16 protein-coding genes and 1 tRNA gene are annotated in these 16,060 nt (G+C 71.9%); 8 read left to right on the plus strand and 9 right to left on the minus strand.

Features of this window, described 5'->3' with window-relative positions; translation table 11 throughout:
• Positions 1–254 precede the first annotated feature (254 nt).
• Positions 255–866: a helicase-associated domain-containing protein gene (locus ACNNMR_RS24925; RefSeq protein WP_420000456.1), complete on the minus strand. Its 612-nt coding sequence runs from the start codon at positions 864–866 to the stop codon at positions 255–257.
• Here ACNNMR_RS24925 and ACNNMR_RS24930 point away from each other — a divergent pair.
• Positions 794–1,252, plus strand: a complete 459-nt coding sequence (locus ACNNMR_RS24930; RefSeq protein WP_419996910.1) for a hypothetical protein — start codon at positions 794–796, stop codon at positions 1,250–1,252. The two genes, ACNNMR_RS24925 and ACNNMR_RS24930, sit on opposite strands and share 73 nt — an antisense overlap.
• A 179-nt stretch (positions 1,253–1,431) precedes the next feature.
• Here the strand turns inward: ACNNMR_RS24930 and ACNNMR_RS24935 are convergent.
• From ACNNMR_RS24935 to ACNNMR_RS24945, 3 genes are all read right to left on the minus strand, one after another.
• Positions 1,432–1,507: transfer RNA gene (locus ACNNMR_RS24935), tRNA-Glu, on the minus strand.
• Positions 1,508–1,639: 132 nt separating this feature from the next.
• The gene (locus ACNNMR_RS24940) at positions 1,640–2,797 is read right to left on the minus strand and encodes a hypothetical protein (protein ID WP_419996911.1); all 1,158 of its coding nucleotides are present in this window, start codon (positions 2,795–2,797) and stop codon (positions 1,640–1,642) included.
• The gene (locus ACNNMR_RS24945; RefSeq protein ID WP_419996912.1) at positions 2,794–3,432 is read right to left on the minus strand and encodes a winged helix-turn-helix transcriptional regulator; all 639 of its coding nucleotides are present in this window, start codon (positions 3,430–3,432) and stop codon (positions 2,794–2,796) included. The genes ACNNMR_RS24940 and ACNNMR_RS24945 overlap by 4 nt, the downstream gene beginning before the upstream one ends.
• Before the next feature lie 82 nt (positions 3,433–3,514).
• Here ACNNMR_RS24945 and ACNNMR_RS24950 point away from each other — a divergent pair, with 82 nt between their 5' ends.
• Positions 3,515–4,726: a pyridoxal phosphate-dependent aminotransferase gene (locus ACNNMR_RS24950; RefSeq protein WP_420000457.1), complete on the plus strand. Its 1,212-nt coding sequence runs from the start codon at positions 3,515–3,517 to the stop codon at positions 4,724–4,726.
• 4 nt (positions 4,727–4,730) lie between these two features.
• On the opposite strand, the gene ACNNMR_RS24955 is transcribed toward ACNNMR_RS24950, so the two are convergent.
• Positions 4,731–6,284 (minus strand): metallophosphoesterase family protein, encoded by a 1,554-nt coding sequence (locus tag ACNNMR_RS24955; RefSeq protein WP_419996913.1) that lies wholly within the window; start codon positions 6,282–6,284, stop codon positions 4,731–4,733.
• Between the two features lie 69 nt (positions 6,285–6,353).
• Between ACNNMR_RS24955 and ACNNMR_RS24960 the strand changes: the two genes are divergently transcribed.
• The 3 genes from ACNNMR_RS24960 (at position 6,354) to ACNNMR_RS24970 (ending at position 8,092) form a co-directional block, all read left to right on the plus strand.
• Positions 6,354–6,704 (plus strand): metallopeptidase family protein, encoded by a 351-nt coding sequence (locus ACNNMR_RS24960; RefSeq protein WP_420000458.1) that lies wholly within the window; start codon positions 6,354–6,356, stop codon positions 6,702–6,704.
• A 76-nt stretch (positions 6,705–6,780) separates the two neighbouring features.
• A complete protein-coding gene (locus ACNNMR_RS24965; protein ID WP_419996914.1) occupies positions 6,781–7,233 on the plus strand; it encodes a hypothetical protein in 453 nt (150 codons plus the stop codon).
• 13 nt (positions 7,234–7,246) lie between these two features.
• Positions 7,247–8,092 carry an aminoglycoside phosphotransferase family protein gene (locus tag ACNNMR_RS24970; RefSeq protein ID WP_419996915.1) on the plus strand — a complete coding sequence of 282 codons (846 nt, stop codon included), beginning with the start codon at positions 7,247–7,249 and terminating at the stop codon, positions 8,090–8,092.
• Between the two features lie 3 nt (positions 8,093–8,095).
• On the opposite strand, the gene ACNNMR_RS24975 is transcribed toward ACNNMR_RS24970, so the two are convergent.
• Complete coding sequence (locus tag ACNNMR_RS24975; protein ID WP_419996916.1) at positions 8,096–9,724, minus strand: TlrC/CarA/OleB/SrmB family ABC-F type ribosomal protection protein; 1,629 nt, start codon at positions 9,722–9,724, stop codon at positions 8,096–8,098.
• 377 nt (positions 9,725–10,101) lie between these two features.
• On the opposite strand from ACNNMR_RS24975, the gene ACNNMR_RS24980 reads away from it, so the two are divergent.
• The 3 genes from ACNNMR_RS24980 (at position 10,102) to ACNNMR_RS24990 (ending at position 13,609) form a co-directional block, all read left to right on the plus strand.
• Positions 10,102–12,264, plus strand: coding sequence for a DEAD/DEAH box helicase (locus ACNNMR_RS24980; protein WP_419996917.1), 2,163 nt, complete (start codon positions 10,102–10,104; stop codon positions 12,262–12,264).
• A 137-nt stretch (positions 12,265–12,401) separates the two neighbouring features.
• Complete coding sequence (locus ACNNMR_RS24985) at positions 12,402–12,620, plus strand: hypothetical protein (RefSeq protein ID WP_419996918.1); 219 nt, start codon at positions 12,402–12,404, stop codon at positions 12,618–12,620.
• 14 nt (positions 12,621–12,634) lie between these two features.
• Positions 12,635–13,609 (plus strand): hypothetical protein, encoded by a 975-nt coding sequence (locus ACNNMR_RS24990; protein WP_419996919.1) that lies wholly within the window; start codon positions 12,635–12,637, stop codon positions 13,607–13,609.
• On the opposite strand, the gene ACNNMR_RS24995 is transcribed toward ACNNMR_RS24990, so the two are convergent.
• Genes ACNNMR_RS24995 through ACNNMR_RS25005 form a run of 3 tightly spaced genes read right to left on the minus strand, consistent with a single transcriptional unit; the run spans position 13,610 to position 15,959 of the window.
• Positions 13,610–14,500: a hypothetical protein gene (locus ACNNMR_RS24995; protein WP_419996920.1), complete on the minus strand. Its 891-nt coding sequence runs from the start codon at positions 14,498–14,500 to the stop codon at positions 13,610–13,612.
• Positions 14,500–15,366 carry a DUF6114 domain-containing protein gene (locus ACNNMR_RS25000; protein ID WP_419996921.1) on the minus strand — a complete coding sequence of 289 codons (867 nt, stop codon included), beginning with the start codon at positions 15,364–15,366 and terminating at the stop codon, positions 14,500–14,502. The genes ACNNMR_RS24995 and ACNNMR_RS25000 overlap by 1 nt, the downstream gene beginning before the upstream one ends.
• Complete coding sequence (locus ACNNMR_RS25005) at positions 15,357–15,959, minus strand: DUF6230 family protein (RefSeq protein WP_419996922.1); 603 nt, start codon at positions 15,957–15,959, stop codon at positions 15,357–15,359. Before ACNNMR_RS25005 ends, ACNNMR_RS25000 begins: the two co-directional genes overlap by 10 nt.
• Positions 15,960–16,060: the final 101 nt, after the last annotated feature.

Here is a 16,060-nt window from a genome sequence, read left to right on the forward strand (position 1 = left end):
GGGTGCACGGCGTCGAACAGGGCCCTGCCGGGGAGGGGCGAGCGCCGCACGGCTTCGGTGAAACGCTCGCGCTCGGTGGCCGGACTCTGTCCCTTGCTGGCCTGGTGGACGGCATAGGGGACGCCTGCGTCCCGACAGAAGACGTCGATCAGCCGGGACTCTCCGACCCGCCGGCGACCACGCAGCAGCCGATTAACTTGGATTCATCCAAGTTTTGTCAACCCAAGTCTTTGGAGTGTTGATGTCCGGCTTCGTCAGCCGCGAACGCGAGTGCGACTCTTGGAACGCCATCTGGACTGGGTGCGCGAGGGGCGTTCCGACCAGCGTGGACGCGCCCTAATTGGAGTGACAGGCCAAATGCGCAGAGTGATGTTGGTCCGGGTCGCCGATGTCCCAGACGGGGGCGATACGGCGCAGATGCAGTTTGGCCGGGCCGCGGGAGGCGGCCCCGCTTCTGCGATGAGGGCAGTGTCGTCGGAGCGGATGCAGTAGGCGGAGCGTGCGACCTTGAGGCGGCCGTGGCTGCGTGCGGTGTCCTTGATGGTATGGGCGAGCGCCTGGGGCAGGGCAGTGCCGGGTTCGCGGACGGCGGTGAGCTTGTCGGTGACCTCCTCGGAGTCCCAGCCGGCGTCGTAGGGTCGGCGCAGTGAGGTGGGGGTGATGAGCCAGACGCCGACGTGGCCTTCGGATTCGATGTCGCCGACGGCGGAGAGGGGCTCGGCCAGGGCGGGGCGCCGGTGGCGGTGAGGTCGGCCTGGAAGAGGGCGGTGATGATGGGCGCTGGCAGCATCGCGTGCAGTGCTTCGCGCAGGGCGGCGAGCGCTGCGGCCAGCGCGGGACGGTCGCCGAGGCCGCTGCCCAGCCAGCTGCTCCCGAACGCGGTGGGGTCCGGCGTCCGCGCCGGGGAAGGCGCGGAAATGCCAGCGGCGCCGGCCCGCAGGAGGGCATCGACGGCGCGGTCGACGTCGGTGAGCGCGCCGTGGGCGAGCAGGCCGAGCCGTCGCGCGGGACGGCCCATACCATCACGGAGAAACTCCGGAGTGCGATCAGCGCTACCTGCCACTCTGACGGAATGAGACAACGGCCACTAAAGAAGGTCATCATCGAGTACGAGGTCGTGACCGGGCCCGAGGCCCGACACATAGAGGCGCAGCAGGCCGAAGCGATCCGGGAAGTGCTCCTGCTGCTTCAGCAGCGTCGCCGACGCGAGCGCGACGAAACGGATACGGATCCCGCGGCCGACGAAGCGTGAGAAGTTCCCATGTTCCGCGCACCCCCTGGGGCGTGCACCCGTGCGCGCACCGATCAAGATGATCAAGTGCTGACCAGGGGGAACGCGGCCCAGGAAGGGCAGCACTCCCGCAAACTGACTTCGCGTCAGGTTCCGCGAAGGTCCACATACGCTCCGACCTGCGGCTATGCCGCACGGGTTGGTGCCCCCAACGGGATTCGAACCCGTGCTACCGCCTTGAAAGGGCGGCGTCCTGGGCCACTAGACGATGAGGGCTGATGGCCGCCGTGGTGTCGGGCAGCTTGGAGGCTGGGGCCGACACGTCGGGGACCTGAGAAGCATATGTGATGCGGGGGCGGCCTGCCAAAACGATTCCGGAGGCCGCCCCGGCGGGGGGTTGAGCGGGGGTCAGGCGGTGGTGGTCGCGGCGGTGTCCGGGGTCCAGTAGCCGTCCTCCTGCTGCGCCTGCTCCGGTACGGGTGCCTGCTCCGGTACGGGCGCCGCCTCCGATACGGGCTCCGCCACCGGCGCCGCCCCCCGCAGCTCCTCGATGCACGCCGTGATCGCCGCCCGCAGCGTCTCCAGCTGCTCCAGCATCTCCTCCTCGTACACCTCCGCCGCGTCGTCCAGCGTCAGCTCCTCGAAGGCCTTCGCCGCCTTCGCGACCTTCGACTGGAAGCGGGCGCGGCGTTCGTGGGCGCGGAGCTGCGGGTCGTTCTCGACCGTCTCGGCCACCAGGGCCTGGAGGGCCTTGTGGGCGTCGTCCGCGTACTCGCCGGCTTCCGCGTCGTCGACGTCCTCGATCAGGGTCAGGTGCTGCCGGGCCTCCGCCACGACCGCCTCCGGCGCCGGGATCTTCTGGCCGCCCGCCGTCTTGACCTCGCCCGAGTCGATGACGCCGCGGACGTACTCCACCTGCCCGGCCGTCTTCGACTCCGCGCCGACCGCCTTCTTCAGCTCGTCGGCGTGCGCGATGTCGCGGGCCAGCTCCTGGCGGAGGTTCGGGTCGTCCTCCAGGCGGTCCATCAGGGCGTGCCGGGCGGCCTGGGCGGTGCCCGGGTCGGCGAGGATCGCGGCGCGCAGGGCGGTCGGGTTCTCCGCGACCTCCAGGGCCTTTGTCGGGCGGATGCCCTCCGCCTCGGCGACGGCGGCGATCGCGTGGCCGCGCGGGGAGTCGCCGGAGGAGCGCGAGGTGTAGTACGAGAGCCAGACGTCCGCGTCCGGCAGCTCCACCTCGCCGCCCGGCGTCAGCTGCTCGAAGACCGGCACCAGGCCGTCGTCCGCCGCCCGGTCCCAGGCCCGCCAGTACCGCAGCACCCGCTCCGGCGAGCACCCGGCGATCCGCGCGAACTCCTTCGCCGACACCTTCCGCGACCCGTCCTCCGCGACGGCCCCGCCGCCCGGCAGCACACTCCGCGCCACCTTCAGCCCGAACGCCCAGCCGCCGGTCTTCGCGTACGCGCCGAAGTCCTCGGCGTCCCGTACGACCGCGTCGTCCACGGATACCTCGGATACCTCGGCTACCCCGGGTACCTCGTTCTCCGGCTCAGCGGCAGCGATTGTCACGAAACCTCCCGTGCAGGTGACTTGCGAGGTTCGAGGATATCCGCCGTCAGCTTGCCGGAGGCGATCAGGCCGCCCGCGTCGTGGTCGACATGCAGCACCGCGTCCGCGTCCTCCGCGAGGCCGTCGCCGTACGGCGGGCCCGCGTCGCCGAGGCGGATGTGGAAGGCGCCCTGCAGGTGCGGGAATTCGACATTCACCGTGACCGGGCCGTCCGCCCCACCGCCCGCCCCCGCCAGCGCCGCCCGCAGCTGCTCGCGCAGCGGGAACGCCAGCCAGTGCGCCCGTACCGCATCCGTCGGCCGCTGCTCCGCCAGCGCGGGCGCGCCCCAGGCCGCCAGCGCGTCCAGTACGGGCAGCAGCTCGCGGCCGCGGTCGGTGAGGTCGTACACGGAGGTGCCCGCCGGCGGCGGCAGCTTGCGGCGGGTGACCACGCCCTCCTGCTCCAGGCCCTTCAGGCGTGCGGCGAGCATGTCGGTGCTGACGCCCGGGAGCTCGGTGTGCAGGTCCGTATAGCGGCGCGGTCCCGCCAGCAGCTCGCGGACGATCAGCAGCGACCAGCGGTCGCCGACGGCGTCGAGGGCGCGGGCGATGCCGCAGTACTGGTCGTAGCTTCGGCGGCGTTCTCGTGACGGCATGTGGATCAGTCTAGGCATTAAGTTTGATTTTCCAAGTGTGGACTTGGTAGAACCAAGGTCCACGCACTTGGAGGGCAACGCCATGGAGTTCCGCCAGTCGAGCAAGCTGAGCGAGGTCTGCTACGAGATCCGCGGCCCGGTCATCGAGCACGCGGACGCGCTCGAGGCGGCGGGCCACAGCGTGCTGCGCCTGAACACCGGCAGCCCCGCGCTCTTCGGCTTCGAGGCGCCCGAGGAGATCCTCCAGGACATGATCCGGATGCTGCCGCAGGCGCACGGCTACACCGAGTCCCGCGGCATCCTCCCGGCCCGCCGCGCCGTCGCCGCGCACTACCAGGACCGCGGCATGGCGGACGTCCGCCCGGACGACATCTTCCTCGGCAACGGCGTCTCCGAGCTCGTCTCCATGGCCGTCCAGGCCCTGGTCGAGGACGGCGACGAGATCCTCGTACCGGCCCCGGACTTCCCGCTCTGGACGGCCGTCACCACGCTCGCCGGCGGCAAGGCCGTGCACTACATGTGCGACGAGAACGCCGACTGGTACCCCGACCTCGACGACATCGCCTCGAAGATCACCGACCGGACGAAGGCCCTGGTGATCATCAACCCCAACAACCCCACCGGCGCCGTCTATCCGCGCGAGCTCCTCGAGGGCATGCTCGACCTCGCCCGCCGCCACCAGCTGCTGGTCTTCGCCGACGAGGTCTACGACAAGATCACGTACGACGACGCCGTCCACCACATCGCCGCCGCCCTCGCCCCGGACCTCGTCTGCCTCACCTTCTCCGGCCTCTCAAAGGCCTACCGGGTGGCCGGCTTCCGCAGCGGCTGGCTGGTCGTTACGGGCCCCAAGCAGCACGCCCGCAACTACCTCGAGGGCCTCACCATGCTCGCCTCGATGCGGCTGTGCCCCAACGCCCCCGCCCAGTACGCCATCCAGGCGGCGCTCGGCGGCCGCCAGTCCATCAAGGACCTCATCCTCCCCGGCGGCCGGCTGCACGAGCAGCGCGACGTGGCCTGGCAGAAGCTCAACGAGATCCCCGGCATCTCCTGCGTCAAGCCCAAGGGCGCGCTCTACGCCTTCCCGAAGATCGACCTCGATGTGCACGGCATCCACGACGACGAGAAGTTCGTCCTCGACCTGCTGCTGCGCGAGAAGATCCAGGTCGTGCAGGGCACGGGCTTCAACTGGCCGCGCCCCGACCACTTCCGCATCCTGACGCTGCCGCGCGCGGACGACCTGGAGTCGGCGATCGGGCGGATCGGGCGGTTCCTCAGCAGCTACAAGCAGTGAGGTCCTACGGCCCCGACGGCGTCGACAGCGACGGGCTGGGCGTCGCCCCCGGCCGGTTCTCCTTCGGCAGATGGCGGCTGACCTCCGCCTTCGTCTGCCCGAGGCCGCCCAGCGTGATCTCGTCCCAGGCCTGCAGCAGCTTCGACTGCTTGTCGAGATAGAGGATCGACGCCGTCACCTTCTCGGGCACCCCCTGCTCCAGCGCCCGCAGGCCGCCGCCGCCCGCCGAGCCCTCCAGCATCAGCCGGGTACCGCCGGGCAGCTCGTACTGGCGGCGGTTGTGCTTGTGCCCGGCCAGCGCGAGCGGCACCAGGCCGTCGGCCTGCTGCGCGGCGACCGGGTTGTGCGCGATCGCGAGATGCACGTCCCGGCCCGCGTCCTTCTCGGCCCTGATGCCCGCGGCCAGCCGCTTCCCGGCCGCCTCCTCCGACGGGTCCCCCGCCTGCTTGACCGAGCGGTCGGGCGTGAACTGCGGGTCCCCGACGCCCGCGATCCGCAGCCCTTTTACGGAGACGGCGTCGCCGTTGTCGACCACGACCGCGTTCTTCTGCTTCGCGACGCCCGCCTGGGTGGTGAGCGAGTCGTGGTTGCCGCGCACCCAGACGTACGGGACGCCGAGGTCCGCGATCGGTTCGAGGTAGCGGTTCTCGGCGGCGGTGCCGTGGTCCATCGTGTCGCCGGTGTCGACCACCATCGCCACGTCGTACTGCTTGATCAGCGAGCGGATGATGCCCCAGGAGGCCGGATTCAGGTGCAGGTCGGAGACCCACAGCACCCGGGTCATGGTCGGGTCCGGCTGGAAGGCGGGGAGGCTGGAGGTGGCGTCGTAGAGCGTGGTGACGTTGGTGACGAGGCGGGCCAGCTCCTGGCCGTACACATCGAAGTCATTGACGATCGACCGGGCGTCGCCGACCAGGCTGGGCGCGCTGGCCAGCAGGCCCGAATACTTCGGCTCCAGCACCGACTTGGGATTCCAGGTGGCCCACGCGGTCGCCCCCGACGCGACCAGCAGCGCGAGCGCCAGGCTGCCGGCGGCGAGGGCGCGGCGCGGGGTGCGGTAGACGGCGAGGCCGAGCGCGGAGGCGCCGGCGAGGACGGCGACGGCGGAGCGGGCGCCGAGGTCGAGGGTGGAGCGCTGGATGTCGTGGGTGACCTCGTCCTCCAGGCCGGAGATCCGCTCCGGGTGCTTGACCAGGTCCTGGGAGCGGGCCGGGTCGAGCTGATCGACGTCCACGTCCAGGCGGATCGGGGCGTGGTGGCTGGACAGCTCCAGGGCGCCGAGCGGCGACACATTGATCTTCGTGCCGCCGGTGAGGGAGGGCCGCAGCGTCATCCGGGTGTCCATCGGCCCGACGGACGTGTTCACGCTGCCCACCACCAGCAGCCCCAGCCAGGCGCCGAGCAGCGTCACCGCGAAGAGGCCGACGGCACGGGCGTACGGATGCGGACGGTGCGTGAGCCATACCTGCGGGCTCGGGTGGTGCGATCCGTACGCCCGGCGCACGGCCGCGGCCGCCGCGGTCCACGCGGCGGCCGGCACGGCTGCGAGGCGGCGCATGGGGCCCGTATGCCCATGCCGGAAGGGCGGCATGCGGCGACTGTCGTAGCGGTGTCGGACAATGGGGGTGTGCTGGAGATGACGGTTGAGGACTTCGAGGAGCTGGTGGCGGTCGCGCTCGACCGGATCCCGGCGGAACTGACACGCCTGATGGACAATGTCGCGGTTTTTGTGGAGGACGAGCCGCCCGCGGACGACCCCGAGCTGCTCGGGCTGTACGAGGGCACGCCGCTGACCGAGCGCGGGGAGTGGTATGCGGGCGTGCTGCCCGACCGGATCACCATCTACCGCGGCCCGACGCTGCGGATGTGCGCCACCCGCGACGAGGTCGTGGCGGAAACCGAGGTGACGGTGGTGCACGAGATCGCCCACCACTTCGGCATCGACGACGAGCGGTTGCACGCGCTCGGATACGGCTGAGATACGGGTGACTTTCTGCCCCGCAAGGGAGTTGAGCCCCGCGTAACCCGCTCGGCTCGCCCGGAAGGGGCCCGTCATGCACACCTCGAAGAGGCTCCGCCGCTGGTGCGGTGGACCCGTCGTAGCCGTCCTCGCCGCCTCCGCGCTCGGCGGCTGCATGTCTGTGTCAGGCCCTGACGAACAGCAGCGCACGGTGGCGCCGGACAGCGACGGCAAGCGCAGCGCGGCGGAGCCTGATGGACACAGCGGCGGCGCGGCGACGGTGCCGGAGCGCCGGTCGGCGTCGGCGTCCGCGTCGCGGCGCGCGACCTCCGGCACGCCCCATAAGGACCCCGAGGCCTCGGCGACCTCCTCCCGCGCGCGGCCGTCGCAGAGCAGGCCCGCGCCGCCGTCGGCCGCCTCGCCGACGCCCAGTAAGCCGCGCCCGACGAAGAGCTCGCCGAAGCCGACCCCGACCCGTACGCAGACGCCGACTCCCACGCCGACCCCAACCCGCACGGCTTCCCCTGCGGCACCGCAGGGCACCTGAATATCCTGAGCCGGTGGACATAGACGCAGCGTTGGTACGGCGGCTGCTGGCCGCACAGTTCCCGCAGTGGGCAGGGCTGCCGGTCGAGCGCTTCCCCTCCCAGGGCACGGTGAACGCCATCTTCCGCCTCGGCGACGACCTCGCCGTGCGGATGCCGCTGCAGGAGGAGGACGTGGCCGCCGAGGCCCGGCTGCTGGCCGGGCTGGCGGCGCTGCCGGTGGAGATCCCCGTACCGCTGGCGGTGGGGGAGCCCGGGGAGGGCTATCCGTGGGCATGGTCGGTACAGCGCTGGCTGCCCGGCGCCCCGATCGGCCTGGACAGCCCGGTCGACCGCGAGCTGCTCGCCGACGACCTGGCCGCCTTCATCACCGCGCTGCGACGCACCGACATCGCGGGGGCGCCGCCCGCGTACCGCGGCGGCCCGCTCGCCGACCTGGACGAGGGCGTGCGCAAGGCGCTCGCGGATCTCGACGGCGTCATCGACACGGACGCCGCCACCGCCCTCTGGGAGACCGCCCTCGCCGCGCCGCGCTACGAAGGCCCCGGCGTCTGGGCGCACGCCGACCTGCAGCCGGGGAACCTCCTCGCGGCCGACGGGCGGCTGTCGGCCGTGATCGACTTCGGTGCGGCCGGGGTCGCCGACCCCGCCTCGGACATGACGGTCGCGTGGAGCCTGCTCACCGGCCCGGCGCGCGACCGCTTCCGCCGCGCGCTGGACGCCGACGACGCCACCTGGACCCGCTCCCGCGGCCTCGCCCTGGCGATCGCGCTGCCGGAGCTGTCGTACTACCGGGGCGGCCGCAACGACTGGATGGCGACGATCGCCGAGCACGTGATCGGGCAGACGCTCGCGTCTTGACCCTCACACCCTGACGCCACCGCCCTCCAACTCCAGCTGCGCCCCCTCGAACCGCGCCCGCAGCGCCCGGTCGTGCGTCACCAGCACCACCGCGCCCGGGTAGCCGGCGAGCGCCTCCTCCAGCTCCTCCACCAGCGCGGGGGAGAGGTGGTTGGTCGGCTCGTCGAGGAGCAGCAGGTCGGCGGGGTCGGTGACCAGCCGGGCCACGTCGATGCGGCGGAGCTGCCCGTACGACAGCTCCCGGATGCGCAGCCGCAGCTCCGCCGGGCGGAAGAGGCCGAGCGCGAGCAGCGCGTCCGCGTGCTCCTCGCGCGTGCCCGTACGGCCGAGGGCGAAGGCCTCCAGCACCGTCAGCCCGGGCGGCCACGGCGTCTCCTGCTGCCGCAGATGGCCCACCCGCCCCGCGACCCGGACCTCGCCCGCGTCCGGCCGCAGCTCGCCGGACAGGACGTGCAGCAGGGTGGTCTTGCCTGCCCCGTTGGGCCCGGTGACCAGCAGCCGGCCGGCGGGGGCGAGGGTGAGGGCGTCCAGGCGGAGCCGGTCTCCTACGCGGACGTCCGCCAGCGCCACGGCAGGCTCGCCGCCGGTCGTCGCGTCCCCCGCCGTCCCGATGTCCGCGGCGAAGGCGAGCGGCTCCGGCGGTGGCGCGACCGGGTTGGCGGTCAGCCGCTCGACGCGTTCGCGGGCGTTGCGGATACGGGACATGGCGCCGTGCGCGCGGCCGCGGGCGCGGAAGCCGCCGTGGCCGAAGTTGGCCAGCGGCGCCTTGCGCGGGATGGCGCTGAGGCTGACGGCGTTGGTGGCGGCCAGCCGCTCGTTGCGGTCCAGCTCCGCCCGCCAGTCCGCGTACTCCTGCAGCCGCCGGGCGCGCTCGGCGGCCTTGGCGGTGCGGTAGCCGGCGTAGCCGTCCCCGTAACGCGTGATCTTCCCCGCCTCGGCCTCCAGGACGGTGTCGGTCAGGCGCTCCAGGAAGACCCGGTCGTGGGTGACGGCGAGGACCGTGCCGCGGTGCGCCCGCAACTGGTCTTCGAGCCACTCGACGGCCTGGTCGTCCAGGTCGTTCGTCGGCTCGTCGAGGAGCAGCAGCTCAGGGCGCCCCGCGAGCACGGCGGCCAGCGCCAATCGGGACCGCTCGCCGCCCGAGAGGGTGCCGAGCGTGCGGTCCCGGGCCAGGCCGGGCAGGCCGAGGTGGTGCAGGGCGACGTCGACGCGGTGGTCCGCCTCGTAGCCGCCGCGCGCCTCATAGCGCTCGACGAGCCGGGCGTACGCGTCGAGCGCCGCCGGATCGTCATCAAGAGCCGCCTCGGCTTGCCGCAGCTCGGCCTCCAGGGCGCGCAGGTCGGCCAGCGCGTGGTCGATGGCGTCCTGGACGGTGGCGGTCGGGGGCAGCGGGAGGGTCTGCGGCAGATAGCCGAGGCCGCCGGGGGCGGTGACGGTGACCTCGCCGCTGTCCGGGCGCTCCTGCCCGGCGAGGATCCGCAGCAGCGTGGACTTGCCGGAGCCGTTGTCGCCGATGAGACCGGCCTTCTCGCCCGGCTTGAGGGTGAGGGAGACCTGGTCGAGGACGGCGCGGCCCGGGTAGCGCTTGGTGACGGCGTGAAGGGTGAGCTGGGTGGTGGGTGATGGGTACATGTATGGGCCCCCTGTCGGGTGGAGGTGAGAAGGGCGCGACAGGACGCGGGCCCGCGGAGCGAGGCTCTACGCGGGCGGCGTCGGCGATCTCAGAGGGAACCCATGGAGATGAAGGTACGACAGCTCGCGGCGTTCCGCAAGACGGTCCGTCTCGTTCCGTCTGAGGCGGAGGTCACAGCGGGAGGATTTGCCACCGATGGTCCGACCTGCGTATCGTGGTAGATCGTTTGATTCCCCCTTGCCCGGCGCCTGATGAGACGCGCCGTGTGGCGCGTTCCTTTGTCCAGCCGTGGCTGACCGCATTGAGGCGGTCGTGTGTGAAATCTGCCGCGGAGTCGTGGGCACGTGCCGATGACTCCGGAAGGTTTGCATTTCGCATGTCTGAAAACACCCTCAATACGCCCATGCCCGCTGCCGACGAGGCCGTAGAGGCTGAGGCGTCTGCCGAGCCGACCATCACCTTCGCCGACCTGGGCCTTCCCGCCCAGATCGTGAAGAAGCTCGCCGCCAACGGCGTCACCACCCCCTTCCCGATCCAGGCCGCGACCATCCCGGACGCCCTGGCCGGCAAGGACATCCTCGGCCGCGGCCGCACCGGCTCCGGCAAGACCCTCTCCTTCGGCCTGCCGCTGCTGACCCAGCTCGCCGGCGGCCACACCGAGAAGAAGCGCCCGCGCGGCCTGATCCTCACCCCGACCCGCGAGCTCGCGATGCAGGTAGCCGACGCCCTGCAGCCGTACGGCGACGTCATGGGCCTGAAGATGAAGGTCGTCTGCGGCGGTACGTCCATGGGCAACCAGATCTACGCCCTCGAGCGCGGCGTCGACATCCTCGTCGCCACCCCGGGCCGCCTGAAGGACATCATCAACCGCGGCGCCTGCTCCCTCGACAAGACCGAGATCGCGATCCTCGACGAGGCCGACCAGATGGCCGACCTGGGCTTCCTGCCCGAGGTCACCGAGCTGCTCGACCTGATCCCGGCGGGCGGCCAGCGGATGCTGTTCTCCGCCACGCTGGAGAAGGAGATCGACACCCTCGTCAAGCGCTACCTGAAGGACCCGGTCAGCCACGAGGTGGACCCGTCCCAGGGCGCCGTCACGACCATGACGCACCACGTCTTCGTCGTGAAGCCGAAGGACAAGCAGCCGGTCACGGCCGCGATCGCCGCCCGCAAGGGCCGCACCATCATCTTCGTACGGACCCAGCTGGGCGCCGACCGCGTGGCCGAGCAGCTGCGCGAGGCCGGCGTCACGGCGGACGCGCTGCACGGCGGCATGACCCAGGGCGCCCGCACCCGTACCCTCGCCGACTTCAAGGACGGCTACGTCAACACCCTCGTCGCCACCGACGTCGCCGCCCGCGGCATCCACGTCGACGGCATCGACCTGGTGCTGAACGTCGACCCGGCCGGCGACCACAAGGACTACCTGCACCGCTCGGGCCGTACGGCGCGTGCGGGCCAGTCCGGCACGGTCGTCTCCCTCGCGCTGCCGCACCAGCGCCGCACGATCTTCCGGCTGATGGAGGACGCGGGCGTGGACGCCTCGCGGCACATCGTCAGCGGCCGGGAGTTCGACGAGGACGTCGCCCGGATCACCGGTGCCCGCTCCATCTTCGAGGTGCAGGCCGAGTCCGCGATGCAGGCCGCCGTGATGGCGGACCGCGACGTGGCGGACCTGACGAAGCGCCTGGAGAAGGCCCAGCGCCGCGCCACCGAGCTGCACGAGGAGGCGCAGCGGCTGCAGGAGCGGGCCGGCGTGAAGCCGGCGGACGAGGCGGCGGGCGTCGCCGAGGCCGCCGCTGAGCAGCCGGTCGCCGAGGCGGCGCCGGTCGCGGTCGAGGAGACCGTCGAGGCCCCGGCCCGCCCGGCCGCCACCGATGACCACCACCGCCGTGAGCGTCACGACCGCCGCGAGGAGCGCTTCCGCTCCATGCCGCGGCAGGAGCGTCGGGACAACGAGCGTCGGGACAACGACCGGGGTGGGCGTTCCTTCGACCGCCGCGACGACCGGCGCGATGACCGGGGTGGCCGGTCCTTCGAGCGCCGTGACGACCGTGGCTCGTACCGTCGTGACGACCGGCGCGATGACCGCCGTGACGACCGCGGTGGCCGTTCCTTCGACCGCCGTGACGACCGCGGTGGCCGCTCCTTCGACCGTCGCGATGACCGCGGTGGCCGTTCCTTCGAGCGCCGTGACGACCGCGGTGGCCGCTCCTTCGACCGCCGCGACGACCGTGGCTCGTACCGCCGTGACGACCGTGGCGGCCGTTCCTTCGACCGTCGCGATGACCGCGGTGGCCGCTCCTTCGAGCGTCGTGACGGCGGCTTCCGGAATGGCGACCGCCCGTACAACCGCGATGACCGCGGTGGCCGCTCCTTCGACCGCCGCGACGGCGGCCACCGGAACGGCGACCGCCCGTACAACCGCGACGACCGCCGCTCCGGCGGCCACCGCTCCGGCACCGGCTCGTTCAACGGCGGCGGCTTCAACCGCAACGACCGCCGCACCGACAAGCCGCGCTGGAAGCGCAACGGCTGACGGCTGACGCACGCAAGGCGCCCCCGGCGAGATTCGTTCTCGCCGGGGGCGCCTTCGTGTGTACGGGGCACCGGGGCCAACTCCTGCTGACACGCGGTCTATTGACTATTATTCAAAACGGCACCACTCTCGGCCCCATGACCGATGAGCCAACTGCCGCACTAGCCACCGCAATCGGCACATCCCCACCCGCCTCCTTCGCGGCCCTCGACCCGGCCCAGCTGCGCACCCTCACCGATGCCTTCACCGCCGAACGCGAGGCCCAGAACGGCGGGCTGGAGCAGGCCGCGGAGGAGGCGCTCAAGCTCGTACCCGCCGTGGCCCGCGGGCCCGTACGCCGCATTCTTTTCAAGTGACGGGAGCGGAATCAGTGGACGCACTAAGCCTCACCGCCCGCGCCGAGACCGAGAAGATCGCCCGGCTGCTCGGCACCGAGCCGCAGCAACTCGCCTTCCTGCAGCCACTGCCCGACGCCGACCTCCGCGCCTTCCGCGAGCAGACCGCCGCCGCGCTCTTCGACTCCGCGCCCGACATGCTCGACCGCATCGCCAAGGCCACCAAGCTGGTCCCGGCGGCCGTCGCCGCCGTCATCTCCCAGAAGGCGCTCGGCCCGCGGCTCTCCGCGGCCGTTGCCGGGCGCCTGGAGCCCGCCCGCGCGGGCGACATCATCAGCAAGCTGCCGGTGTCCTTCACCGCCGCCTCCTGCGGCTATCTCGACCCGCGCCGGATCCGCGGCATCGTGGACCGGCTGGAGGAGGACCTGGTGGTGCGGGTCGCCGTGGCGCTCGCGGAGAACGGCGACTACCTGACCATGGGCCGTTTCGTCGGCCACCTGCGCCCGACCGCGCTGAAGCGCGCCATCGAGCTGATCGACGACATCTCGATCCTGCGCACCGGTTACGTCATCGACCACCCGGAGCGGATCGACGACATCCTCCAGCTGCTGTCCGCCGAGCGGCTCGCCTCGGTGATCCGTACCGCCGCGGACCAGGACCGGTGGCCGGAGGCGCTGGCCGTCGCCACGATGGCGGGGGAGGGCTGGCGCAAGGAGATCGCCCGGCTCCCGGTGCTGCGGGAGGGCGCCGTGTTGCGCGGCGCGGTCACCGCCGTCGTGGCCGCCGGGCTGTGGGCGCCCTTCCTGCCGCTGGTTACGGAGATTCCCGAGGACGGGCGCAAGGTCGTCGCGGACGCGGCCGGGGAGCTGCCGGACGACGAGCTGGAGGCGATGGCCCGCGAGGTCGAGAAGCAGGACCTGTGGGATCCGGTGATGGAGCTGGTCGAGCTGATGGAGGACGGGCCGAAGGAGCGGATCTTCGCGCTGCCGTTCTTCCAGCAGGGCGACTAGCTAGACGGACTCGGTGGTGGCCTCCCACGTACCTCCCGGGAGGCCCACCAGCCCGTACAGCAGCCGCACCGGCGTCCGGCGCGGCAGCAGCGCCAGATACGCGATCACCGCGAACAGCACCAGCCCCACCGGCCAGTTGGTGAGGTGCACCAGCACGCTCGCCGTAACCGCGCCGAGGAACGGCAGCCCGTACGTCCCCGCCGCCGCGATCCCGACCGCGACCAGCCGCGGCACCTTGCGGTCGGCGTCCGCGCCCGGCGCCTCCCAGCCCTCCATCAGCCAGCCGACCTCGGCGAGCAGCAGTGTGAGGAGCACGCCCGCGCCGAAGACGAGGAGGGCGAGGAAGGTCCCGGACGTCATGAAGTCGACGACATTGTCGGCGACCGGATCGCCCGACCAGCCCGCGAAGTCCCGCTGATTGGTGGTCAGCAGGCGCCGGTAGCCGGTCCCGTCCCAGCCGTGCAGCAGCGCCCCGAAGAAGAGGAAGTGCGCGGATACGGACAGCAGGAAGGCCCAGTACGCGGCCCCGTAAAGGATCAGCAGCTGCGCGGCGAGGAAGCCGAGCGCCGCGCCGACCGTGACCCCGCCCGCGTACAGCAGCGCGAAGCCCGCCCAGACGCCGTCGTGGTCCGAGGCCACCTGCATGGTGCCCCAACTCGGGTTGTACCAGAGCAGGAAGAGCCCGGCGGGCGCGAGCAGCACGGCGGCGAAGAGGACCGTATGCAGGAGATACGGGGACGCCGCCGCTGAGCGCGGCCGGCGGGCCAGCTGACCGGAGGCGCGGGCCTTCGTCGTATAGCCGCGCCAGTGCTGGAGCTGGCGGGCGGCGGAGAGGGCAAAGGTGGCGCCGGTGGCGAAGGCCCAGAAGAGGGCGGCTTGTACGGGGACCATCAGCTGACCCCTCCCTTGATGCCGAGTTTGTCCACGATCAGCTCATCAGTGGTCACGAGCGCCTGCTCGGCCGAGACATCCGTCATGTAGACGAAGGGCGGCACGACCGGGGGCACCGGCAGCTTGTCCGGGGTGAAGGTCAGGCAGACGAGGTCTTGCAGGCAGCCGCTGAACTTCGTGAGGTAGAGCGTCACATTGCCGCGCAGCTGGAGGGCGGCGGAGGTGAGGTTCACCTGGGCCGGGCTGCCGGCGTCGCGGGTGGTGAGGTCGTAGTCCGTCAGGGAGGCGGCGTCCATGCGCAGGACCATGACCTTCAGCGGGCCGTCGCGGGTCGGCAGCTCCTCCACCCCGGCGAAGGTGAAGCCCTCCGGCGCGAAGAGGGTGGTGGTGATGGCGGGTGGCGTGGCCGCCGCCATGGGAGGTTCGGCGGCGTGGGCCGGGGCCGGGCGCCACAGGGATGCCGTGAGCAGCGCGGCGATCGCGAGCAGCGCGGCGCCGGAGCCGATGGGCTTCCACCCGAAGGCCAGCGCGCTGCCCGCGATCCCCAGCAGGCTCCCGACCACGAAGCCGCCCAGGTTCGTCGCCGCGAAGGACAGCACCGACAGCAGCAGCGCGTTGAGGCTCACGTACGGGCTGGTGTGCGGCGCCACCCACAGGAACACGCCCGCCAGGATCAGCGCCAGGCCGATCCCGAGCGCCGCCAGGCCGCCGAGGCCCAGGCTGACGAGGACCTCGACCGGCGAGAGCGGGACGATGAGCAGTTCGAGCCCGGAGGCCATCAGCAGCAGGCCGCCCCAGAAGGGCCGCCGGCGCCGCCAGTCCCGGAAGGCGGCGCGTAACTCCGGCTGCCACTGGCTCAATAGCATCCTTTGCCGCCCAGCTTGACGTCGAGCTTCAGGCCGCGCAGGTGGAAGTTGCCGCCGACGGCCGACCAGGCGTGGGACTTCACGCCCGAGACCGAGACGCCGTCCGCCTGCAGCCCGAAGCCGCCGGGCTTGCCCTTCACCCCTGGTACCTCGGTGAGCTGGGAGGCGTCGCGGCCGATCTGTGCGGTACCGAAGCGGGCGTCGCCGGCCAGGTCCTCGGCGTCGATGACCAGGTTGTCGGCGGTGACGTTCCCGGCCGCGCCGCCGGCCCGCAGCTTGAAGGTGACCTTTCCGACCGGGGTGTTGACCTTCGCGGACTGGCAGATGGTGTTGAGCTCGGCCTTGTCGAGGGCGAGCAGCGATACGGGATGCCCGTCGCCGTCGACCGCCCGGTCAACCTCGACGTAGCTTGCCAAGCCGTCGCTGTTCAGCCTTCCGGAGCTGACCTGAAATGCCGTGCCGGAGACGGCGAATGACGATGCGAGCGCGCCCTGCGCCATCATCGAGGCCATCGCGCCGACGGCGAGCACGGCGGGCACCGCGACGGCGGCGGACTTCTTCAAGGACGTCTTGCCCAGCGGTTTTTCGCGCACGTTTCCTCCTAAGCGGCGCCTTCGCAGAAGACGCAGGGTCACTGGGGGTGCAAGGAGGTGCAGTGGTGCGGTGCGGATCTACCGGTCTGCAAGCTCTGCCA

It is taken from the genome of Streptomyces boninensis, assembly GCF_048572725.1.
Lineage (GTDB): Bacteria > Actinomycetota > Actinomycetes > Streptomycetales > Streptomycetaceae > Streptomyces > Streptomyces boninensis.